A 21,637-nucleotide genomic window follows, 5' to 3' on the forward strand; every position below is an offset into this window, starting at 1 on the left:
CCTTCGATCCGGCGGCGGCCGCGGCCCGGTCAGGAGGCCAGGGGCACCGTCCAGTGGTCCCGCGGTGCGGGCACGTTGCCCGGCGTGCGCTCCTCGGCGCTGCGGGCGCGGGAGGCGCCGGCGAGTTCGTGCTCGGCCTGCTCACGGGTCGCGTAGGTGTGCAGCACCCGGGTCAGTCCGGATTCATGCAGCACCCGCGCGGCCGGGGAGTCGGCGGCGGCGACGAAGGAGAGCCGGATCCCCATGGCCCGGCTGCGCGCGTACACGCGCTCCACCACGTCGACCACCGAGGGATCGCAGAAGATCGTGCGGCTGAAGTCGACGGCCAGCTCGTCGATGCGCTCGTTCAACAGCCACAGCAACTGCTCGCGCAGGCAGCGGCCGTGCCGCTCCTCGATGCTCTGCGGAAAGGTGACGATGACACCACGCCCGATGTGGGCGACTTTGGCGATGATCTGCGTCTGCTGCTTCATTTTCACCCGCCAAAAGCGAATCAATGATCCTATGGCGGGATCGCCTCGGCGATGCGGAACCGCATGCTCCCCGCCGGACTCCCCCACCTCAGGCCACGCTTCTGGACCTGGTGGGACGGCTGCCCGCGATCACGGGACCTCAAACACCACACGGGTCCCGTTCGTGATGAGCGCGGTTCAGGCCGTGGCCATGAGGCTGTCGTGCAGCCGTTCGAGCGTTCGGGAGAGCAGGCCGCGGACGTGCGCCTGGGACGTCCCGAGCAGCTCGGCGATCTCGGCCGGGCTCTTGCCCCCGAAGAAGCGCAGTACGACGACGCGCCGCTCCCCGGCGGGCAGTTCGGCCAACGCGATCTTCAGTGCTTCGCGGTCCACGACGTATTCCCAACGATGTGCGCGTTCGAGACGGGCATGGCAGGGCTCCTCCTTTTCCCGAGTCGACGACTCCCCGCGCGGGAAAAGCGGTGCTTCCTCGATCGCTGTCCGGCCGGCCGTGCCGTGCGCGCGGCATGCTCGGCGGACACGGCCGTCCAGGCTCTGCAGGCCGCGCTTTAGGACCTGTCCAACGCATGCCCGGTCCGAGAGAACGCAAACACCGCCCGGACCCCCGGCCGCCCCGCGGCGGGGAGGACGGCGCTCCGCCATCGAGGGGCCGCGAAGCGGTACGGTCAATGGCCACCCGGTACCGGCCGGGGCGGGTCGAGTCCACGGAGTTCGAGCTCGGGGACCTGCTGGATTGGAGACGACCGGATGAAGCGACGAGCCGTCATCACGACCATGGTCAAGCGCGCGCTGCTCGGCCTGTTCGCGACCCAGATCGCGGTGATCATCGGGCTCATCGGCATCGACATCTGGCGCAAGCGGGGCCGCCCCCGCCGGGGGCGCTTCCCCAGGACGGAGCCGAAGGCGGTCGCGGTGGGCGAGACGACCGTGACGATCTACACCTACGGCGAGGACCTCTTCGCCGACATGCTCGCCGCGATCCGGGGCGCGCGGCACCGGATCGTGTTCGAGTCCTTCATCCTCAAGGGCGACGCGGTGGGCCAGGAGTTCAAGCGCGCCCTGATCGAGGCCGCGGAGCGGGGCGTCGAGGTCTTCGTGATCTACGACGGCTTCGCCAACCTCGTCGTGCCGCGGTCGTTCCTGCGCTTCCCTCCGTCGGTCCACGCCATCCGCTACCCGGCGTTCCGGCCGGGGGTCCTGCTGCTCAACGTCCGCAAGTCCGGCCGCGACCACCGCAAGATCCTCGCGGTGGACGGCGAGGTCGGCTTCGTCGGCGGCTACAACGTGGGCTCCCTGTACGCCACCGAATGGCGCGACACCCACATGCGCCTGGAGGGGCCGTCGGTGTGGGAGCTGGAGAACGCCTTCCTCGACTTCTGGAACAGGAACCGCGGGAGCCACCAGCCGGAGTTCGACGACCTCGGCGCCCCGCACTGGGACTCCAGCATCCGCGCGCACCGCAACGTCCCCGAACAGCTCATCTACCCCATCCGCGCGATGTATTTGGAGGCGATCGACCGGGCCAGTGAGCACATCTACATCACCCAGGCCTACTTCATCCCCGACCGCGAGATCCTCGGCTCGCTGATCGCCGCGGCCCGGCGCGGGGTGGACGTGCGCATCCTGCTCCCCGAGACCTCCAACCACGTCGTGGCGGACTGGCTGTCCCGCGGCTTCTACTCGGCGCTGCTGCGCGGCGGCGTGAAGCTGTGCCTGTTCCAGGACGCCATGATGCACGCCAAGACCGCCACCATCGACGGCCACTGGAGCACGATCGGCACCGCCAACGTCGACCGGGTGAGCCTCACCGGCAACTACGAGATCAACGTGGAGATCTTCGACGACGAGGTCGCGGCCCACCTGGAGGAGGTGTTCGCCAACGACAGCGGCAACGCGCGGCTGCTGACCGAGGAGGAGTGGCACGCCCGCCCGTTCGTCGCCAAACTGAGCGAACTGATCCTCGCCCCCTTGCGCCCCCTGCTCTGACGAGCCCTTCGCCTCGTCCGCACGCCGCCCGGCGCCGCTGTCCGACCACATGTCTTCAATCGGGCGGGGGCGCGGCCCCGATCATGACGGTTTCTTAACGCCCGACTCGTTGTAGGAGCAGGGCGGCTGCTCTAGTTTGTCCTGGTTGCGGCCTGATCGGGCGCATCTTCTCACCGGTGACCGGTTCCGAAGGAACCGGCACCGCGACGGACGGGGGCATGGTGGCTTGGCGCAGAACCGCCGGCGGTCGGACACGGCGACCCCGGTACCGGGGAGGGCCGCACCGGATCGGGGTGCCCCGGCTGCGGGAGGTGGGCCGGTGGTGGAAACCGCCGCAGGTGACCGTGGCCGCGTTCACGGCCGTGGTCACGTTGGGCACGCTCACGCTGATGCTGCCCGACGCCTCGGCGGGCGGTGAGGAGACCGGGGTCGTCACCGCGCTGTTCACCGCGGTGTCGGCCGTGTGCGTGACCGGGCTGATCGTCGTGGACACCGCCGCGCACTGGTCGACGGCCGGACAGTGGGTGATCCTCGGGCTGATCCAGATCGGCGGGGTGGGGGTCATGACCCTGGCCTCGGTGCTGATCATCGCCGTCAGGCATCGCATCAGGCTCAAACTCCAGCTCTCTGTGGGAGTGGAGTCCAAGGCCGTCACGCTGAGCGAGGTCCGCAGGGTGATCTTCGGGATCATCTGGTTCAGCCTGCTGTTCGAGACGGTCACCGCGGCGGCGCTCACCGCGCGCTTCCTCGTCGGTTACGGCTACGCTCCCGGCAGGGCGCTCTACCACGGGGTGTTCCACGCGGTCTCGGCGTTCAACAACGCCGGGTTCGCGCTGTACTCCGACAGCCTGATGGGTTTCGCCACCGACCCCTGGATCATCCTGCCCATCGCCCTGGCGGTGATCGCGGGCGGGTTGGGCTTCCCCGTCTGGATCGAGATCCGGCGGCGGCGCGAACCCGGCCCCCGCCGGCGCTGGTCGCTGCACGCCCGGATCACCCTGTCGGTCACCGCTGTGCTACTCGTCGTGGGGACCGTCCTGGTCACCGCGCTGGAGTGGACCAATCCCCGGACCCTGGGCCCCATGGACACCGGCGACAGGCTGCTGTCGGGCTTCTTCCACAGCGCGATGCCGCGCACCGCCGGTTTCAACAGCCTCGACGTCGGCGGGTTCCAGACCCAGACGCTGTTCGTCACCGACATGCTGATGTTCGTCGGCGGGGGCAGCGCGGGCACGGCCGGCGGCATCAAGGTCACCACGTTCGCGCTGCTGGCGTTCGTGATCTACGCCAACGTCAGGGGGGAGCCGACGGTGCACGTCGGGGACCGCCGCCTGTCCGCCGGGGTGGAGCAGCAGGCGCTCGTGGTCGCCCTGCTGGCCGTGGGACTGGTGTTCGTGTCCACCCTCGTCCTGATGACCATCACCCCTTTCACCCTCGACCAGATCCTGTTCGAGGTGATCTCGGCCTTCGCCACGGTGGGGCTGTCCACCGGCATCACCGCGGACATCCCCGTGGCCGGGCAGCTGATCCTGTGCCTGCTGATGTTCATCGGCCGGATCGGGCCCATCACCCTCGCCACCGCGCTGGCGCTGCGCCGCCGGGCGCGGCGCATCGAGTACCCCGAGGAGCGCCCGACAGTCGGCTGACCAGGGCTGAGAGGTTCACCCGGGTGGCTGTCTCACCCCGGCTGTACCGTGAACGAAAACGGCGAACCGGGCGCGTGCTCGCCCATCGGATTCCCGGTCCGGAGTTCGACACGGTGGTCGTCGGCGCTTGATGGGAGAATCATGGGTGATCTCACCGCGACGGACGCGGCCGAGGGCGCGCGGCCGGGCGCGTCCGGGGACGTGGAGTCCCGGTTGGAGCGGCACCGGGTGGAGCTGACCGGGTACTGCTACCGGATGCTGGGGTCGGCGTTCGAGGCCGAGGACGCCGTGCAGGAGACGATGGTGCGGGCGTGGCGGGGCATCGACCGCTTCGAGGGCCGGGCATCGCTGCGGTCGTGGCTGTACCGCATCGCGACCAACGTGTGCCTCGACATCCTGAAAGGGCGGGAGCGCAGGGCGCGCCCCATGGACCTGGCCTCGCCGGTGGCGGCGACCACCGACGTGGGGGCCCCGATGCCGGAGACCACGTGGATCGAGCCGGTCCCCGACCGCAGCGTCGTTCCCGAGAACGGCGACCCTGCCGAGCGGGCCGCCGCGCGGGAGACGGTCCGCCTGGCGTTCGTCGCCGCGCTGCAGCACCTGGCGCCCCGGCAGCGGGCGGTGCTGATCCTGCGGGAGGTGCTGGCCTGGAAGGCGAGCGAGGTCGCCGACCTGCTCGACACCACGGTCGCCTCGGTCAACAGCGCGCTGCAGCGGGCGCGGGCCGCGCTCGCCGCGGGCAACGTCGCCGCCACCGACCCGGTCCGGCCGCTGGACGAGGCCCAGAGCGCGCTGCTGGCCCGCTACGTCAGGGCCTTCGAACACTACGACCTCGACTCGCTCACCTCGCTGCTGCACGAGGAGGCGACGCTGTCGATGCCGCCCTACGAGCTGTGGCTGCGCGGCCACGCCGACATTCGCGCGTGGCTGCTCGGGCACGGCAGCGGCTGCCGCGGGTCGCGGCTGCTCCCGGTCGTCGCGAACGGTTCACCGGCGTTCGGGCAGTACCGGCCCGGTGGCGCGGGCGGCGGCTTCGAGCCGTGGGCGCTCCAGGTCATCGAGGTGTCAGCGGGGCAGATCGTCGGGCTCAACTCCTTCCTCGACACCGAGCGCCTGTTCCCGATGTTCGGCCTGCCCGACCGGCTCGAAGCCGCGGGTCCGCTCCTCCAGCGGTAGGACGCGGCTCAGGCCCGTCAGGGCCAGCAGCTCCCGCAGTTCGCCGCACGCCCGGCGGAGCCTGATGCGGTGCCCGAGCCGGCGGGCGGTGAGCTGCATCCGGACCAGGGCCTCGACCGCGGCGACGCCCGGATCGGCGACCCCGCTCACATCGCAGACGACCTCGTCGGCCCCGGTCCCGCGCAGCAGCGCCCTCAGGCGTTCGCACAGGCGCGGGGCGTCGGCGCGGGTGATCGGGCCGCCGAGGACCACGACGATCTCGGTCGGCCCCGGAGGCCGGCCGGGGGCGCCGGCCCGCGCGGTCGGCGAATCCTCGGGAGCAGCCAACGTCGACCTCCTGTTCCTGGTGTTCACCAAGAAGGACCGGTCGGCGCGGCGAAACTCATCGCGTGCGGGACCGCACCCGGCACTTCCGGCAAAGAACAGGTAAAGGCGCCGCCGGGCCGATGAGTTCCGCGCGGCCGCGGGGTCCACCATTCGAAGACCCATTCGAATCCACCGCAAGGAGACCACGATGACCGATGCATCGAGCACCGGCGGGACGGCGGCACCGGGACGCCGGGCGAACATCGCGCTCTGGGCGCTGCAGATTCCGACCGCGCTCTTCTTCGCTCTGGCCAGCGCGCTCCCCAAGCTCATCGCCCACCCCTCGGCCGTGGAGGGCTTCGAGGCGATGGGGACCGGCGCCTGGTTCATGTACCTGATCGGCGTCCTGGAACTGGCCGGTGCCGTCGCGCTGCTGATCCCGATCCTCTCCGGGCTTTCCGCGCTGGCCTTCATCGGCCTGATGATCGGCGCGTTCATCACCCAGGTCGTCATGTTCGACGGCCAGAACGCCGCCACGCCGATCATCATCATGGTGGTCATGGCCGTCATCGCCTGGGGCCGCCGCGGGCGCACCGCGCAGCTCGCCGAGCGGGTCTCGGCGGTTCTCCGGGCGCCGGGACACCGCGCCCGCAGCGCGTGAGGGCACGCGGGCGGGGAGGCGACCGCCCGCGGCGGTCAGCGGTACCCGGTGTCGTCGGCGGGGCGGCCCGCGTACTGGACCTCGGGGGCGTAGCGCCAGAAGTCGGGCCGGGTGCCGTCGGTGTCGGTGAAGTCGTAGACCCCGGCGAGGTGGCCGCTGGACAGCGTTTGGCCGGACCAGCGCGCCACCCGGGGGTCGGCGGCCAGCGCGGCGACCGCCCGGCCGACGTAGGCCGGTGATTCGGAGATGCAGAAGTGCGGCTGGGCCGCCGTGGCGTCGCGCCAGTTGTCCTCGGTGACCCCGAAGAGGTCGAGCATCGCCTCCGAGCGCAGCCAGCCCGGCGTCACCGCCACCGCGGTCCCGCCGAACGGCTTCAGCTCCTCGGCCTGGGCCAGCGCCATGCGCTGCACCGACACCTTGACCAGGTCGTAGAAGAACCCTGCGTCGGCGCGGTAGGCCGCGTTGAACTCGGCTGTGCCGTCGGTCATCTCGACCACCAGTCCGCCGGGGTCGCGGATCACCAGCGGCAGCGCGAAGTGGCTGGTGATGGCGTGGGTGTCGATGCCCAACCGCAGCATGCGCAGCCCCTCGTCCAGGGGGTGCTCCCACAGCCGGCGGCCGAACTCGAGGTACACGTCGCCGCCCCAGACGTCGTTGACCAGCACGTCGAGCCGCCCCTGTTCGGCGTCGATCCGCTCGATCAGCGCCCGCACCTCGTCGGGCACCAGATGGTCGACCCGGACCGCGATCGCGGTGCCGCCGGCCTCGGCCACCAGCTCGGCGGTCTCCTCGATGGTCTCGGGCCGCCCCATCTCCGAGCGGTGCCCGCGCGTGGTCCGGCCGGTGACGTAGACCGTCGCCCCGGCCCGGCCCAGCTCCACCGCGATGGCCCGTCCCCCACCCCGGGTACCGCCCGCGACCAGCGCGACCCTGCCGTCCAGCGCTTTGCTCATCCCGCGCGCTCCTCCTCGTTCCACCGATGTCCTCCCCGCCTTTCCAGGCCGGGAGACTGCCACCCCGCGTCAGGTATCCCGCCCGCGTCCGCGCCGGGGTTCCGCGAAATGCGCGGCCTGGGCTCCGGCTCGAAGCCGCTCAGGCGCGGGTGTGAATCCGCTCGGACTCGGCGAGGTTGTCCGGCAGGCGCATTCCCGGCTGCAGTGGGACGAGTTCGGTCTGCAGCACCATGCTCGCCGCGCCGATGGCGGGCGCGGTGGCCGCCGACTTGGAGAGCCGGACGTCGACCGAGTGCGTGGCCCGCGAGAAGAACGCGCGGTCGAGCTCGTCCTGGATCACCGGCAGGTAGGTCGAGCCCGCGACCGCCAGGCTCGGACCGGTGAGCACGAGCAGGTCGAGGTCCATGACGTTGGCCAGCGTGCGCACGGCGACCGCGAGGTAGCGCGCCGACCGCTCCATGATGGCGCGCGCCGCCGGTTCACCGCGGCGGGCGGCACGCGCGACCGCCGCGAACTCCGCCGCCACGGACGGCCGCGAGCGCGTGCGGCCGCCGGCCAGGCCGACCGCGCGGGCGAGCCCGGCGTCGGCGCGGGCCGCGGCGACGACCGCGGCCGGCCCGGCGAGGACCTCGGTGCACCCGCGCGCACCGCACCAGCACTCGGGGCCCTCCACGTCGAGGCAGATGTGCCCGATCTCGCCGGCGTTGCCGCTGGCGCCGTGGTAGGGGATCCCGTTGACCAGCATGCCGGCGCCGATGCCGGTGCACATGTAGACGGCCGCGAAGGTCGAGGAGCCGTTGATGACGCCGGACCAGTACTCGCCGAGGGCCGCGGCGGTGGCGTCGTTGCCCAGGACGACCGGCAGCCCGATGGCCCGCTCCAGCGCCTGGTCGAGCGGGAAGTCCTCCCAGTGCCGCATCGGCGGCGGAGCCAGGCGCATGCCGCTGGTCGGGGTCAGCGGCCCGGGGGACACCAGCCCCGCGCCGAGCACCCGGTCCCGCTCGACGCCGACCCCGTCGATGAGCGCGTGCACCTCGCGGGCCATCCGGTCGACGATGACCGGGGGGTCCTCCGCTCCGGCGCCCGCGCGGGTCATCCGGGCCACGACGGAGCCGCCGAGGTCGGTGAGCACGTAGGCGATGCCGGAGTGGTCCAGGTGGATGCCGACCGCGTACCGGGACGACGGGTTGAGCTGAAGCAGCACGCGGGGCTTGCCGCCGGTGGACTCCGCGCGCCCGGTCTCGAGCACGAGTCCGTCGTCGATGAGCTTGCGGACGACGGTGGAGATCGTCGCGCCGGTGAATCCGGTCGCGTCGATGAGCCCGACCCGGCTGATCGTTCCCGCAGCCCTGATCACGTCGAGCACCGCCGACCTGCTGCTCGCATGAGGTATGGCCCGTGCCGGCCCGCCCACTGGAACCTCCGCTCGCGTCCTTGCATGGCGCCGGCGATGCCGATGCGCTTCCTCGGACCGCACGCTGCGCGACTTTATTAGTTCGCCTTATTTAAGGATAGGGGTCCGGACGCGCCCGGTCGGCCCAGGCCCCGCCCGGTCCCCTTCTCGTGTCGATGCGCTCCGCCGGCCCCGCCCCCGGCCCGGATCCGCACGGCCCGCCCCCTCCCCGATCGGCGCCCCGGGCGGCCCGAGCCCCTCCTCGCCTACCAGTCCCGCTCGGCGGAGAGCAAGGTCACATGCGGCCTTGACTTTCTTTATTTGGCTGCTTAACAATGCCTGAAACCGAGCGACTTGGTCCAGCCCCCGGGGGCACGGCCGGAGCGGCGCATCGGAAATGCCGAGACCGACCACGGAAGGGAACGAGCATGTTCCTGCAGAGGATGCGTCGACGCGGGCGCGCGATCGCAGTGGGGACGGCCGCCGTCGCCATGGCCGCCGGATGCAGCGGATCGGGCGGCGGGAACGGAGGCGGCTCCGAGGCCGGGACCCTGGTCGCCTACACCGGGCAGTCAGGCGACTACCAGCGCAACTTCAACCCCTACTCGCCGACCGCCAACGAGGGCCCCGGCACGATCTTCGAGCCGCTGTTCTTCTACAACCTCGTCCGCGACGAGGAGCCGGTCCCCCGGCTCGGCGAGGAGTTCTCCTGGAACGAGGACGGCACCGAACTGACGGTCACCGTGCGCGACGACGTCACGTTCACCGACGGCGAGCCGTTCACCGCCGAGGACGTGGCGTTCACCTTCGACATGGTCGCCGCGAACCCGGCCATCAACCAGGGCGGCTACGAGGGTGAGGCCGAAGCGGTCGACGACACCCACGTGCGGGTGACCTTCGACGAGCCCGCCTACATGGACGCCCCGCAGCTCCTCGGCAAGACCTGGATCGTGCCCGAGCACATCTGGTCCGGCGTCGAGGACCCCACCACCGACCGGATCAACGAACCGGTCGGCACCGGCCCCTACATGCTGGAGGACTTCCAGCCCCAGGCGTTCACCCTGGCCGCCAACCCCGACTACTACGGCGGCGAGCCCGCGGTGCGCAACCTCCGCTACCTCGCGCTGTCGGGCAACCAGTCCGGCGTCGACGCGCTGGGCGCCGGCCGGATCGACTGGATGACCGGCCCGGTGCCCGACATCCAGAACGTCGAGGAGAACTACCCCGGCTACTCCGCCATCACGGTGCCGATGAACCAGATGGCGCTGTTCACCTGCTCCAGCACCGACATGGGTTGCGAGGGCCCGCAGACCGATCCCGAGGTGCGCCGGGCGATCTACCACGCGATGGACCGCACCCAGCTCAACACGCTGGCCTTCGAGGAGACCGCGAGCGAGATCTCACCCGGATTCGCGCTGCCCGAGCGCGACATGGAGGTCGTCTCCTCCGAGCTGGAGGCCCAGATCGCGCCGATGGAGCCCGACACCGACGAGGCCGCCCGCCTGCTGGAGGACGCCGGCTGGACCGTGGGCGATGACGGCGTCTACGCCAAGGACGGCGAGCGGCTCTCCCTCACGGTCACGGTCCCCACCGGCTGGAGCGACTACATCACCGCGCTCAACACGATGTCCCAGCAGCTCTCCGAGATCGGCATCGAGCTGACCCCGCAGCAGGTCTCCTACAACGAGTGGGGCGACTCCCGCGCCCAGGGCCAGTTCGAGCTGCTGATGGACTCGCTCAACCAGGGCCCGGCGCCCGACCCGTTCTACGTGTACTCCTACTTCTTCTCCTCCGACACCACCGCTCCGGTGGGCGAGACGGCCAATCCCAACTACGCCCGCTACTCCGACCCCGAGGTGGACGAGGCGATCGAGGCCCTGCGCGGCATCGACCGGGGCGACGCCGAAGCCCGGCAGGAGCACTTCGACACCATCCAGGCCGCGATCGCCGAGGACATGCCCTACATCCCGGTCCTCACCGGCGGCACCACCAGCGAGTTCAACGTGGAGAAGTTCTCCGGCTGGCCCACCGAGGAGGACACCTACGCCTACCCGGCGGTCTGGGGCCGCCCCGACCAGTCGCAGATCTTTTTGAACCTGACCCCCGACGGCGGCGAATAGCGCACGCGGCGAGGAGGCGAGCAGGCACATGAGGCGACCGACGCGATTGGCAGCGACCGATGAGGTACTACGTCCGCAAGATCGGGTTCTACGTCGTCGCCCTGTGGGTGGCGCTGACCCTGAACTTCTTCATCCCCCGCATGCTGCCGGGCAACCCGGTGGACGTGCTGATGGCGCGGCTGGCGCAGCGCGGCGGCAGCGTCGACCCGGCCACCCGGCGGGCCTTCGAGCTGATGCTGGGCACCGACGGCGACGAGCCGCTGTGGAGCCAGTACATCTCCTACCTGGGCAACCTGGCCCGGGGGGGACCTGGGGGTCTCGGTCAGCGTCTTCCCCACGCCGGTGTCGGAGGTCATCGCGCAGGCCCTGCCGTGGACGATCATGCTGGTGGGCATCTCCACCGTCATCTCGTTCGTCCTCGGGGTGGGCCTGGGGGCTCTGGTCGGCTGGAAGCGCGGCACCTGGCTCGACTCGCTGGTGCCGGGCACGACCGTGCTCGCGGCGGTGCCCTACTTCTGGCTGGCGCTGCTCCTGGCCGCGCTGCTCGCCTCCACGCTGAACTGGTTCCCGCTGCTCGGCGGCTACGACGTCGCCCTCATGCCCGGCTGGAACCGGGAGTTCATCCAGTCCGCCGTCTACCACGGGACCCTCCCCGCGCTGACGATCGTGATCTCCTCGGTCGGCGTGTGGCTGCTGGGCATGCGCAACATGATGGTCTCGACCTCCTCCGACGACTACGTCACCACGGCCGAGGCCAAGGGGCTGCGCAGCGTCCGCATCATGACCCGCTACGCGGCCCGCAACGCGGTGCTGCCGTCCTTCGCCGGGTTCGCGGTCTCGCTGGGGTTCGTCGTCTCCGGCTCCATCGTGACCGAGCAGGTGTTCTCCTACCCCGGCATCGGCACCCGGATGCTGCAGGCGGTGCAGTACAACGACTTCGCCCTCATGCAGGGGATCTTCCTGGTGATCACGGTGGCCGTGCTGGGCGCGAACCTGATCGTCGACCTGCTGTACGGCGTCATCGACCCCCGCACCCGAGCGGGCGACTGACCACGGAAAGGAGCCGACACCATGACCGGCCTCAGCCCGCTCACCGAGACCTCCGAAGACCCCGCCCGGGATCCGGCCGCAGGGGCCGCCGCGGCTCCGGCGGCCCGGTCCCGCAGCGGCCTCCGCTCACTGCTGCCGCGCTGGACCCCGCTGCTCGGCACCGGCCTGGGCCTCGTCGTCGCGATCGCCCTGTTCGGGATCGTCGCCCCGTTCTTCGTCGGCGACCCGAACGCGGTCGACAACAGGGGCCTCACGCCCCCCGGCGACGGCTTCCTCCTCGGCACCACCCAGACCGGCCAGGACGTCTTCGCCCAACTGGCCCACGCCACCCGCGGATCGCTGCAGATCGGCCTGCTCGTCGGGGCCCTGGCCACCCTGCTGTCCGCGTTCTTCGGGATCATCGGCGGATACATCGGCGGCGCGGTGGACGAGGCGTTCTCGCTCGCGTCCAACGTCATGCTGGTCATCCCCGACCTGCCGCTGGTGATCGTGATCTCCGCGATCGTCCCGGCCGACCAGCGGGGCTGGTGGACCATCGCGGTCGTGCTGGCCGTCACCGGCTGGGCGGCGTCGGCCCGCGTGCTGCGCGCGCAGACGCTGTCGCTGCGCAACCGGGACTACGTCGCGGCGGCGCGCGTGGCCGGGGAGAAGCCCTGGCGGATCGTGTGCGTGGAGATCCTGCCCAACCTGCTGCCCGTTCTGGCCTCGCAGTTCGTGTACGCCGTCATCGCGGCGATCCTCACCGAAGCCGGCCTGTCCTTCCTGGGGCTGGGCGCCTCCAACTCCGCCACGCTCGGCACGATGCTGTTCTACGCGCAGAACGGCTTCGCGCTCCAGCAGTCGGCGTGGTGGTGGTTCGTGCCGCCCGGCCTGATGATCGCGCTGTTCGGCTGCGGACTGTCCCTGATCAACTTCAGCATCGACGAGATCATCAACCCGAAGCTGCGCGGCGTCCCCAAGAGGCGGGCCGCGCGCAGCCGGCAGAGGAGCGCCGCCGCATGACGACCGGCACCATGACCGGACCGCGCCGCGGTACCGGCCCGACCGAGGGCGACGCCGTCCTGACCGTCGACCACCTGAACGTGGTGTACCAGGTCGAGACCCCGGTGCACGCCGTCAAGGACGTCTCGCTGACCCTGCGCCGGGGCGAGATCCTGGGCCTGGCCGGCGAGTCCGGCTGCGGCAAGACCACCCTGGCCTACGCCGTCAACCGGCTGCACCGGCCGCCGGCGGAGGTGACCTCGGGATCGGTCACCTTCCACGACCGCGGCGGCACCGACATCGACCTGCTCGCCCTGCAGCGGGAGGAGCTGCGCCGGTTCCGCTGGGCGAAGCTGTCCATGGTCTTCCAGGGCGCGATGAACGCCCTCAACCCGGTGATCTCGATCCGCGCCCAACTGGAGGACGTGCTGACCACGCACGAGCCCGGCATGGGGCGGCGCGAGCGGCGGCGGCGCTGCGCCGACGTCCTCGACCTGGTCGGCGTCGACCCCGCGCGGATGAACTCCTTCCCGCACGAGTTCTCCGGAGGCATGCGCCAGCGCGTCATGATCGCCATGGCGCTGCTGCTGGAGCCGCAGGTCGTCATCATGGACGAGCCCACGACCGCCCTGGACGTCGTGGTCCAGCGCGGCATCCTGCAGGAGGTCCTGCGGTTGCGCGACGAGCTGGGCTACGCGGTCGTCTTCATCACGCACGACCTGCCGCTGCTGCTGGAGCTGAGCGACCGGATCGCCATCATGCTGCAGGGCGAGGTCGTGGAGTACGCGCCGGCCGACGTCGTCTACGAGCGGCCCGCCCACGCCTACACCCGCCGACTGCTGGGCTCCTTCCCGAGCCTGACCGGTGAGCGGGGCGCGTTCGTCCGCGACTCCGGCTCGCGGACCGACCCCACCGACCCGGCCGCGGGAGGCCACGATGACCACGCTTGAGGTCCGCGACCTCGTCAAGGACTTCCCCCTGCGCTCCGGCCTGCGCCGCTCGACCCTGCGGGCGGTGGACCGGGTGGGCTTCACCCTCACCCCGGGGCGCACGGTCGCCCTGGTCGGGGAGTCCGGATCGGGGAAGTCCACGGTCGCCAGGATGATCGCGCGGCTGGAGCGGCCCACGTCCGGACGGATCACCGCCGTCACCGACGAGGGCGAGCCGGTCGGCAGGCGGTCCTACCGCGACCACGTGCAGATGGTGTTCCAGGACCCGTTCGCCTCGCTCAACCCGTTCCACACGATCGAGCACCACCTCGTCCGCCCGCTGCTGCTGCACCAGCGCGCGATGGGGCGCACGGACACCCGGTTGCAGGTCGAGCACCTGCTCGAACGCGTCAACCTGCGGCCGGCGGCCGACGTCGCCGGGCGCCGCCCGCACGAGCTCTCCGGCGGCCAGCGCCAGCGCGTCGCCATCGCCCGCGCGCTGGCGCCGGGCGCCAAGGTGGTCGTCGCCGACGAGCCGGTCTCCATGCTCGACGTCTCGATCCGGCTCGGGGTGCTCAACCTGCTCGCCCGCCTGCAGCGCGAGGACGACCTCGCGGTCCTCTACATCACGCACGACCTCGCGACCGCGCGGCACTTCTCCGACGACATCCTCGTGATGCACCGCGGCCGCGTGGTCGAACGCGGGCCGGCCGACGACGTCATCCTCACCCCGCAGCACCCCTACACGCGGCTCCTGGCGTCGGCGGCGCCCGACCCGGAGGCCCGCGGCCGTCCGAGCCTGAGGGAGGCCGGCACCGACTCCGGCCGCGACTACGGCGACCGCACCTACGACCACGGCGCCAAGGCGTGGCTGCGCCCCGACGGCACCGTGGAATCCGCCGCCTGACGACCCACGGGCAGAGCCTGCGCCGTGTGCGGGCCCGGACCCCGTCCGGATCCGCGCCCGCGCGTCCACACCCTCCCGGGGGCGGCGCCGGCTACACCCGCGTCGCCCGCAGCAGCACGAGCCGCTCGGGGAAGAGCACCGGGGCCTGCAGGCCGACGTCGGCGAGCACCCGCCCGGACAGGTGCACCCCCTGCGGGGTCCACCACGGCAGGTCCACCCCCCACCGGCTCGCGTTGCCGTCGGGGACGTCGCCGGGGGCCTGCGGGCGGACGCGGTAGGTGGCGTCGGGGTCCAGGCCCGGCAGGCTGACGGGGCCCGGAGGGTACAGCTCCGAGGTCGCGGTGGCGACGATGGCGTAGACCGCCTCGGAGGCGTCCCGGGCGACGACGCCGTGTACCCGGTAGGCCGGGTCCGGATGGTCGGCGTGCACCGCGGTGCCCGAGTGCAGCAGGGGGCGCAGCTCCTTGTAGAGGGCGACCCACTCCCCCAGCCGGGCCGCGTCGTCGGGGTCGGCGCGGGTGATGTCCCACTCGATGCCGAAGTGGCCGAAGAGCGCGGTGCCGGCCCGGAAGTCGATGACGTGCCTGCGGTCGGTGGTGTGGGCGACGCCGGAGCCGACGTGGGTGCCCATGAGCTCCAGCGGGATCAGAGCGTTGGTCCAGCGCTGGATCTGCTGGCGCTCCAGGGCGTCGATGCAGTCCGAGACCCACACGCGGTCGGTCCGCTCCAGGATCGCCAGGTCGACCCGTCCGCCGCCCGAGGAGCAGGACTCGATCTCCACGCCGGGGTGGCGCCGGCGCAGCTCGTCGAGCAGCCGGTAGGCCGCCAGGGTCTGGTCGTGGACGCCGGCCCGACCGGTCGTCCGGTGGCCGGCCTCGACGAGGTCGCGGTTGTGGTCCCACTTGAGGTAGGAGATCGGGTAGGTGGAGAGGAGTTCGTCGAGGCGCTCCAGGATGTGGGCGAAGACCTCGGGGCGGGCGAGGTCGAGCACCTGCTGGGAGCGCGCCCGCCCGGGCAGCCGCCCCTCCGCGGCCATGATCCAGTCGGGGTGGGCCCGGGCCAGGTCGGAGTCCTCGTTGACCATCTCGGGCTCCACCCAGATGCCGAACTGCATCCCCAGGCCCGTCACGTGGTCGGTCAGCGGTCCCAGCCCGTCGGGCCAGACCTCGTCGGAGACGTACCAGTCGCCCAGTCCCCTGCGGTCGTCGCGGCGGGAGCCGAACCAGCCGTCGTCGAGCACGAACCGCTCCGCGCCCACCGCGGCCGCGGCGTCGGCCAGCTCGCGCAGCCGGGCGAGGTCGTGGTCGAAGTAGACGGCCTCCCAGGTGTTGACGACAACCGGCCGGGGCGTGGAGGGATGGCGCGGACGGGCGCGCAGGTGGCGGTGGAAGCGGGCCGACAGGTCGTCCAGGCCGTCGCCGTAGGAGCCGTACTGCCAGGGCGAGGTGTAGGAGGCGTCCGGCTCCAGCAGCACCTCCCCGGACAGCAGCAGCTCGCCCGACCCCAGCAGCGACACCGCGTGGAAGGTCCGTTCGGCGAAGGTGCGGTGGTTGCCCGACCAGCCGGTGTGCACGCCCCACGCCTCGCCGGCGCGGTTGGCGAAGCCGGCGGTTCCGGCGACGAGCAGGTAGGCGGCGTCGTAGCCGGTGCGGCCGGTGCGGTTCTCCCGCACGCGCAGGCCCTGGGTGAAGGGGGTGCGCTGCGGGCTGCGCTCGCGCAGGTGGTGGCCGGTGAAGTCGAGCAGCTCGACGGCGGCGGTCGGCACGGGCAGCGTGAGGTCGAGCGCGTCGAGGGCGAAGCGGGAGGCGCCGCGGTTGACCACCGTCGCGCGCTGGCGCACCAGTCCGGCCGGGCAGAGCTCGACCGTCAGCTCCAGGCCGAGCCGGGCGGTGTCGTCGTCGGCCCGCACGACGACCCGGCCGCCCGTGTCGGGCCGGTCGTCGTCGGCCACCAGGGTCGCCTCGCGGACCCGGAAGGCCGTGGAGAAGTCCGCGCCGCCGCGGTTGCCGACGAGGCCGGGCGTGCCGAGCCAGCCGGCCGACTGCTCGGGCAGCACGGCCACCGGGACGGGACCGTCCACCGAGAAGCCGATGGGCTGCGGCCGCCGGGCGAGCCGGAGGTCCTCCAGCGCGGGCCGGCTCAGCGCGCCGAGGTCGGCGCCCCAGTGCAGCACCCGGGGCAGGAAGCCGCCGGAGAGGTCCAGTACGAGGCTCACCCCGGCCGCGCGCAGGTGCGCCATCCCGAAGTCCAGAGCAGCGAGGTGTGGTGCCACAGTGATCCACGTCCTTGTCGTTGGCGCGACCGGCGAATTGACTTACTTTATTTGATGACGTAAGAATCCAGAACGATACCTGGTTCGCGCAACAGAACTCCACCGGCCGCCCCCTCGCCCCCTTCCCGTTGATCCGCCGCCGCACGGCGCGGACCGAACCTGGAGTGACCGAAGATGATGCGTCAGACCCTGCACGACGGCTGGCTCCTGTCGACAACCGCCGGACCGGTCCCCGAACACGTGGCGGGCCGCAGCGTGCCGGCCCGGGTGCCGGGCAGTGCGCACCTCGACCTGCTGGCGGCCGGCCTGATCCCCGACCCCTACCTCGACCGCGCCGAGGAGGAGCTCGTCTGGGCGCATCGCACCGACTGGCGCTACACGCTCACCTTCGACGCCGAGGCCCCGGAGCCGGGGGAACGCGTCGACCTCGCCTTCGACGGCCTGGACACGGTGGCCACCGTCGAACTGAACGGCCGGGTGCTCGGCAGCACGGCCAACATGCACCGCGGATACCGCTTCGACGTGCGGGAGGTGCTCAGGAACGGTCCCAACGAACTCACCGTCTCCTTCCGCTCGGCGCTGGAGCACGCCGAAGAGGTCGAGCGCGCCCTGGGCGAACGCGCGCACGCCTACCCGCACCCGTTCAACATGGTCCGCAAGATGGCGTGCGGCTTCGGCTGGGACTGGGGGCCGGACCTGCAGACGGCCGGGATCTGGAAGCCGGTGCGCCTGGAGCGCTGGCGCACCGCCCGCATCGCCCAGGCGCGCCCGCTCGTGACGGCCGAGGAGGGCGGCGCCGGACGGGTGGAGGTGCACGTCGAGATCGAGCGCGCCGACGCCGACGCCGGGCTGGCGCTGCGCGCCTCGGTGGGCGGGCGGGAGGCGCGCGCCGCCGTCGCGGCCGGCGCGACCGGGGCCGTGGTCGTCCTCGACGTCCCCGACGTGCGCCTGTGGTGGCCCGCGGGCTACGGGGACCAGCCGCTGTACGACCTCGACGTCGCGCTCGTCCGCGCGGACGCCTCCGGCGCGGTGCTGGACTCGGCGTCCCGGCGCATCGGGTTCCGCACGATCACCGTGGACACCGAACCCGACGAGATCGGCACCCCCTTCACCGTCGTGGTCAACGGGACCCCGATCTTCGTCAAGGGCGCCAACTGGATCCCCGACGACCACTTCCTCACCCGCATCACCCGCAGGCGCCTGGCCCGGCGCGTGGACCAGGCCGTCGGAGCCCACATGAACATGCTGCGGGTGTGGGGCGGCGGGATCTATGAGACCGAGGACTTCTACGACGTCTGCGACGAGCGCGGCGTGCTCGTGTGGCAGGACTTCCCCCTGGCGTGCGCCTCCTACCCCGAGGAGGAGCCGCTGCGCAGCGAGATCGAGGCCGAGGCCAGGGAGAACGTCGCGCGGCTGGCCTCACACGCCTCCCTCGCGCTGTGGAACGGCGGCAACGAGAACCTGTGGGGCTTCATGGACTGGGGCTGGCGGGAGCGGCTCGCCGGGCGCACCTGGGGGCTCGGGTACTACACCGAGCTGCTGCCGCGGATCGTGGCCGAACTCGACCCGACCCGCTTCTACGCCGAGGGCAGCCCCTACAGCCCCGGGTTTCCGCTGGACCGGATGCACCCCAACGACCAGGACCACGGCAGCCGGCACGAGTGGCGGGTGTGGAACGAGGTGGACTACACGGCCTACCGCGACCACGTCCCGCGCTTCTGCTCGGAGTTCGGCTTCCAGGGCCCCCCGACCTGGGCGACCCTGACGACCTGGGTGCACGACGACCCGATGACGCCCACCTCGCCCGGATTCCTGCTGCACCAGAAGGCCGAGGACGGCAGCGGCAAGCTCGACCGCGGGCTCGCCCCGCACCTGCCCGCGCCCGAGACCTTCGAGGACTGGCACTGGGCGACGCAGCTCAACCAGGCCCGCGCGGTCGCCTTCGGAATCGAGCACTTCCGCTCCTGGTGGCCGCGCACGGCCGGGGCGATCGTCTGGCAGCTCAACGACTGCTGGCCGGTCACCTCCTGGGCCGCGGTCGACGGCGACGAGCGGCGCAAGCCGCTGTGGTACGGGCTGCGGCACGCCTACGCGCCCCGCCTGCTCACCCTCCAGCCCGGGGACGGCCGCCTCGCGCTCGTCGCGGTGAACGACGACGACAGGCCCTGGACCGGTCCCGTGCGGATCGAGCGCCGGACGTTCGGGGGCGCCGTGCTCGACACCGCTAAGATCGAACTCACCGTGGCCCCCCGGTCCGCGGCCCGGTTCGCGCTGGCCGATTCGCTGCTCACGCCCGCAGATCCGAGCAAGGAGGTACTCGTGGCGACATCCGACGACGCCCGTGTCGCCCACCTCTTCCTGGAGGACCTCGCCCTGGACTACGACCCGCACCCGCTGACGGCCGAGGCCGTGGCCGTGCCGGGCGGCTACCGGGTCGACGTGCGCGCCCGCTCCTTCGCGCGCGACGTCGCGGTCCTGGCCGACCGGGTCGCCCCCGATGCGGAGGTGGACGACATGCTCGTGTCGATGCAGGCCGGAGAGACCCGCTCGTTCACGGTGCGGACCGGCGCGCGCCTGGACCCGGCCGAGCTGACGGGCCCGCTGGTGCTGCGCTGCGCCAACGCCCTGTCCCCTCAGACGGCGCGGTCCTGAATGGGAGCGTCGGAACGCGACCTCACCGGCTCGGGAGCGGTCGGACTGGTGCTCGCCCGGCCGGCCCGGCTGCTCGGCGTCGAACCGTTCTTCATGGAGTTCATCGGCGGGATCGAGGAGCGCCTCGCGGAACGCGACATGTCCGTCCTCCTGCACATCGTCGCGACGCAGGAGGCGGAGGTCGCCACCTACCGGCGGTGGGCCGAGCGGCGGCTGGTGGACGCGGTCGCGGTGGTCAACCTCACCGTCGACGACCGGCGCCCGGCGGTCCTGCACGAGTTGGGCCTGCCGGCCGTGCTCGTCGGGACGTGGGAGGGCAGTCCCGCCACGCCCGCCGTGCGCACCGACGACGCCGCCCCCGTGCGCGACGCGCTCGCGCACCTGCTGGGTCTGGGGCACCGGCGCATCGCGCGGGTGAGCGGGCCCGCCGCGCTGCTGCACACGCACGCGCGGACCGCGGCGCTGCTCGACGGGTGCCGCGCGGCGGGCGTGGAGCCGCCGCTGATCGTCGAGGGCGACTACTCCCGCGAGGCGGGGACGAGGCTGACCGCCGAGCTGCTGCGCAGGGAGGACCCGCCGACCGCGGTCCTGTACGACAACGACGTGATGGCGGTCGCCGGCCTGGAGGCCGCCAAGGAGCTCGGAGTCGCCGTGCCGGAGCGGCTGAGCATGGTGGCCTGGGACGACTCGACGCTGTGCCGGCTGGCGTCGCCGCCCCTCACCACCATGAGCGTCGACGTGTACCAGTACGGCGTCTCGGTCGCCGAGTCCGTCCTGGAGCGGATCGACGGCGTGCCGGTGACCGAGAGGTGGTCCCCGGCCGCCCGGCTCGTGCCCAGGGAGAGCACGGCCCGCTGCGGCGTGCGCACGACGGCCTGAACGCTCCCGCGCCGCGTTCGGGCGGCGAACCGCCCGCCCCTCCCGATCCGGCGGACCGGCGCCTCCCGCCCTCCCGGGGGCGGGCGCAGAGGCCGGCACCGGCGTGGAGTAAGGTCGCCCAACCGGTTCACCGCCGAATCACAGAGGAAAGCGCCGTGCGTCGTCCCACCATCGTCGACATCGCCAAGGCGGCAGGGGTCTCCAAGGGGTCGGTCTCCTACGCGCTCAACGGCAGACCCGGCGTATCGGAGGCGACGCGGCGGCGCATCCTGTCCATCGCCGAAGATCTGGGCTGGGCGCCGAGCACGGCGGCACGCACGCTCTCCGACGGGCGGACCGACGCGATCGGGCTGGTCATCGACCGGCCGGCCCGAACGCTGGGCCTGGAGCCCTTCTTCATGGCGCTGATCTCGGGCATCCAGACCGCACTGGCCGAGACCTCGACGTCGCTGCTGCTGCAGGTGACGCAGGAGCAGCGGCAGGAGATGAGCACCTACGCGTCCTGGCACGCGCGGCGGCGCGTCGACGGGGTGCTGGTGGTCGACCTGCGAACGGACGATCCGCGGCCCGCCGCGCTGCACGGGCTCGGCCTGCCGGCGGTCCTCATCGGCGGCCCGCTGCCCGGCGCGGCCCAGCCGTGCGTCTGGTCCGACGACGCCTCGGTGGTCCGCGAGGTGCTGGAGTACCTGGCGGCCTTGGGGCACCGGCGCATCGCCAGGGTCGCGGGCCCCGCCCACCTCCTGCACACGCGCACGCGGTCGCGGGCCTTCGAGGAGTCGGCGGCCGAGTTCGGGCTGGACGACTGCGGCATCGTCCATTCCGACTACTCCGACGAGGCCGGGGCCCGCTCCACCCGCCGGCTGCTCTCCAGGCGCCGGCCCCCGACGGCGCTCATGTTCGACAACGACCTGATGGCGGTGTCGGCCCTCGGGGTCGCGCGGGAGATGGGTTTCGCCGTCCCCGGTGACCTCTCCATCGTCGCCTGGGACGACTCCCCGCTGTGCCGCATGATGCGGCCGCCGCTCACCGCCGTGAGCCGGGACGTCGAGGCGCACGGGGAGCAGGCCGTGCGGGTCCTGCGGGACGCTCTGGCCGGTGCCGTCCCGCATGATGCGGCGACGCCGCCCGCCGTGATGGTCCCGCGCGCCAGCACGGGACCGCCGCCGGCCCGCCGATCCTGACCTCGGGCCCAAGGGGGTTCCGAGACCGGGTCTGCACCCCCGGACCGGGCCCGGCACGGACCCTTGACACTT

Annotated in this window: 19 protein-coding genes; 12 read left to right on the forward strand and 7 right to left on the reverse strand. The window is 72.2% G+C overall.

Annotation, left to right across the window (positions count from 1 at the left end):
• Nucleotides 1-29 precede the first annotated feature (29 nt).
• Together HDA32_RS17445 and HDA32_RS17450 are read right to left on the reverse strand one after the other, a co-directional pair.
• Nucleotides 30-473: an STAS domain-containing protein gene (locus HDA32_RS17445; RefSeq protein WP_179644196.1), complete on the reverse strand. Its 444-nt coding sequence runs from the start codon at nucleotides 471-473 to the stop codon at nucleotides 30-32.
• Nucleotides 474-650: 177 nt separating this feature from the next.
• Complete coding sequence (locus tag HDA32_RS17450; RefSeq protein ID WP_246335054.1) at nucleotides 651-1,115, reverse strand: sigma-70 family RNA polymerase sigma factor; 465 nt, start codon at nucleotides 1,113-1,115, stop codon at nucleotides 651-653.
• 105 nt (nucleotides 1,116-1,220) lie between these two features.
• Between HDA32_RS17450 and HDA32_RS17455 the strand changes: the two genes are divergently transcribed.
• The 3 genes from HDA32_RS17455 to HDA32_RS17465 all read left to right on the forward strand — a co-directional run bounded on the left by HDA32_RS17455 (nucleotide 1,221) and on the right by HDA32_RS17465 (nucleotide 5,281).
• Nucleotides 1,221-2,459: a phospholipase D-like domain-containing protein gene (locus HDA32_RS17455; RefSeq protein WP_179644198.1), complete on the forward strand. Its 1,239-nt coding sequence runs from the start codon at nucleotides 1,221-1,223 to the stop codon at nucleotides 2,457-2,459.
• 344 nt (nucleotides 2,460-2,803) lie between these two features.
• Nucleotides 2,804-4,105, forward strand: a complete 1,302-nt coding sequence (locus HDA32_RS17460) for a TrkH family potassium uptake protein (RefSeq protein ID WP_376767020.1) — start codon at nucleotides 2,804-2,806, stop codon at nucleotides 4,103-4,105.
• A gap of 141 nt (nucleotides 4,106-4,246) precedes the next feature.
• A complete protein-coding gene (locus HDA32_RS17465; RefSeq protein WP_179644199.1) occupies nucleotides 4,247-5,281 on the forward strand; it encodes a sigma-70 family RNA polymerase sigma factor in 1,035 nt (344 codons plus the stop codon).
• On the opposite strand, the gene HDA32_RS17470 is transcribed toward HDA32_RS17465, so the two are convergent.
• Nucleotides 5,171-5,608 carry an STAS domain-containing protein gene (locus HDA32_RS17470; RefSeq protein ID WP_218882509.1) on the reverse strand — a complete coding sequence of 146 codons (438 nt, stop codon included), beginning with the start codon at nucleotides 5,606-5,608 and terminating at the stop codon, nucleotides 5,171-5,173. The genes HDA32_RS17465 and HDA32_RS17470 overlap by 111 nt on opposite strands.
• Nucleotides 5,609-5,795: 187 nt before the next feature.
• Between HDA32_RS17470 and HDA32_RS17475 the strand changes: the two genes are divergently transcribed.
• Complete coding sequence (locus HDA32_RS17475; protein WP_179644200.1) at nucleotides 5,796-6,248, forward strand: DoxX family protein; 453 nt, start codon at nucleotides 5,796-5,798, stop codon at nucleotides 6,246-6,248.
• 35 nt (nucleotides 6,249-6,283) lie between these two features.
• On the opposite strand, the gene HDA32_RS17480 is transcribed toward HDA32_RS17475, so the two are convergent.
• Nucleotides 6,284-7,201 carry an SDR family oxidoreductase gene (locus HDA32_RS17480; protein ID WP_179644201.1) on the reverse strand — a complete coding sequence of 306 codons (918 nt, stop codon included), beginning with the start codon at nucleotides 7,199-7,201 and terminating at the stop codon, nucleotides 6,284-6,286.
• Nucleotides 7,202-7,340: 139 nt separating this feature from the next.
• Entirely contained in the window at nucleotides 7,341-8,567 is a 1,227-nt protein-coding gene (locus HDA32_RS17485) for an ROK family protein (RefSeq protein ID WP_312863224.1), read from the reverse strand.
• A 455-nt stretch (nucleotides 8,568-9,022) separates the two neighbouring features.
• Here HDA32_RS17485 and HDA32_RS17490 point away from each other — a divergent pair, with 455 nt between their 5' ends.
• Complete coding sequence (locus tag HDA32_RS17490; protein ID WP_179644203.1) at nucleotides 9,023-10,714, forward strand: ABC transporter substrate-binding protein; 1,692 nt, start codon at nucleotides 9,023-9,025, stop codon at nucleotides 10,712-10,714.
• Between the two features lie 88 nt (nucleotides 10,715-10,802).
• Here HDA32_RS17490 and HDA32_RS30835 read toward each other — a convergent pair whose 3' ends face one another.
• Nucleotides 10,803-10,991: a hypothetical protein gene (locus HDA32_RS30835; protein WP_246334401.1), complete on the reverse strand. Its 189-nt coding sequence runs from the start codon at nucleotides 10,989-10,991 to the stop codon at nucleotides 10,803-10,805.
• Nucleotides 10,992-11,056: 65 nt separating this feature from the next.
• Between HDA32_RS30835 and HDA32_RS17495 the strand changes: the two genes are divergently transcribed.
• The 4 genes from HDA32_RS17495 to HDA32_RS17510 are packed head-to-tail and all read left to right on the forward strand — an operon-like array spanning nucleotide 11,057 to nucleotide 14,581.
• The gene (locus HDA32_RS17495) at nucleotides 11,057-11,764 is read left to right on the forward strand and encodes an ABC transporter permease (protein ID WP_312863225.1); all 708 of its coding nucleotides are present in this window, start codon (nucleotides 11,057-11,059) and stop codon (nucleotides 11,762-11,764) included.
• A 21-nt stretch (nucleotides 11,765-11,785) separates the two neighbouring features.
• Complete coding sequence (locus HDA32_RS17500) at nucleotides 11,786-12,766, forward strand: ABC transporter permease (protein ID WP_179644204.1); 981 nt, start codon at nucleotides 11,786-11,788, stop codon at nucleotides 12,764-12,766.
• A complete protein-coding gene (locus HDA32_RS17505) occupies nucleotides 12,763-13,695 on the forward strand; it encodes an ABC transporter ATP-binding protein (protein ID WP_179644205.1) in 933 nt (310 codons plus the stop codon). The genes HDA32_RS17500 and HDA32_RS17505 overlap by 4 nt, the downstream gene beginning before the upstream one ends.
• The gene (locus HDA32_RS17510) at nucleotides 13,682-14,581 is read left to right on the forward strand and encodes an ABC transporter ATP-binding protein (protein ID WP_179644206.1); all 900 of its coding nucleotides are present in this window, start codon (nucleotides 13,682-13,684) and stop codon (nucleotides 14,579-14,581) included. The genes HDA32_RS17505 and HDA32_RS17510 overlap by 14 nt, the downstream gene beginning before the upstream one ends.
• Before the next feature lie 91 nt (nucleotides 14,582-14,672).
• Here the strand turns inward: HDA32_RS17510 and HDA32_RS17515 are convergent, their stop codons facing one another.
• Complete coding sequence (locus HDA32_RS17515) at nucleotides 14,673-16,820, reverse strand: alpha-galactosidase (RefSeq protein WP_179646766.1); 2,148 nt, start codon at nucleotides 16,818-16,820, stop codon at nucleotides 14,673-14,675.
• A 207-nt stretch (nucleotides 16,821-17,027) separates the two neighbouring features.
• Here HDA32_RS17515 and HDA32_RS17520 point away from each other — a divergent pair, with 207 nt between their 5' ends.
• From HDA32_RS17520 to HDA32_RS17530, 3 genes are all read left to right on the forward strand, one after another.
• A complete protein-coding gene (locus HDA32_RS17520) occupies nucleotides 17,028-19,505 on the forward strand; it encodes a glycoside hydrolase family 2 protein (protein WP_179644207.1) in 2,478 nt (825 codons plus the stop codon).
• Entirely contained in the window at nucleotides 19,506-20,384 is an 879-nt protein-coding gene (locus HDA32_RS17525) for a LacI family DNA-binding transcriptional regulator (RefSeq protein WP_179644208.1), read from the forward strand.
• 155 nt (nucleotides 20,385-20,539) lie between these two features.
• Nucleotides 20,540-21,565: a LacI family DNA-binding transcriptional regulator gene (locus HDA32_RS17530; RefSeq protein ID WP_179644209.1), complete on the forward strand. Its 1,026-nt coding sequence runs from the start codon at nucleotides 20,540-20,542 to the stop codon at nucleotides 21,563-21,565.
• Nucleotides 21,566-21,637: the final 72 nt, after the last annotated feature.

This window comes from Spinactinospora alkalitolerans, from assembly GCF_013408795.1.
GTDB lineage: Bacteria > Actinomycetota > Actinomycetes > Streptosporangiales > Streptosporangiaceae > Spinactinospora > Spinactinospora alkalitolerans.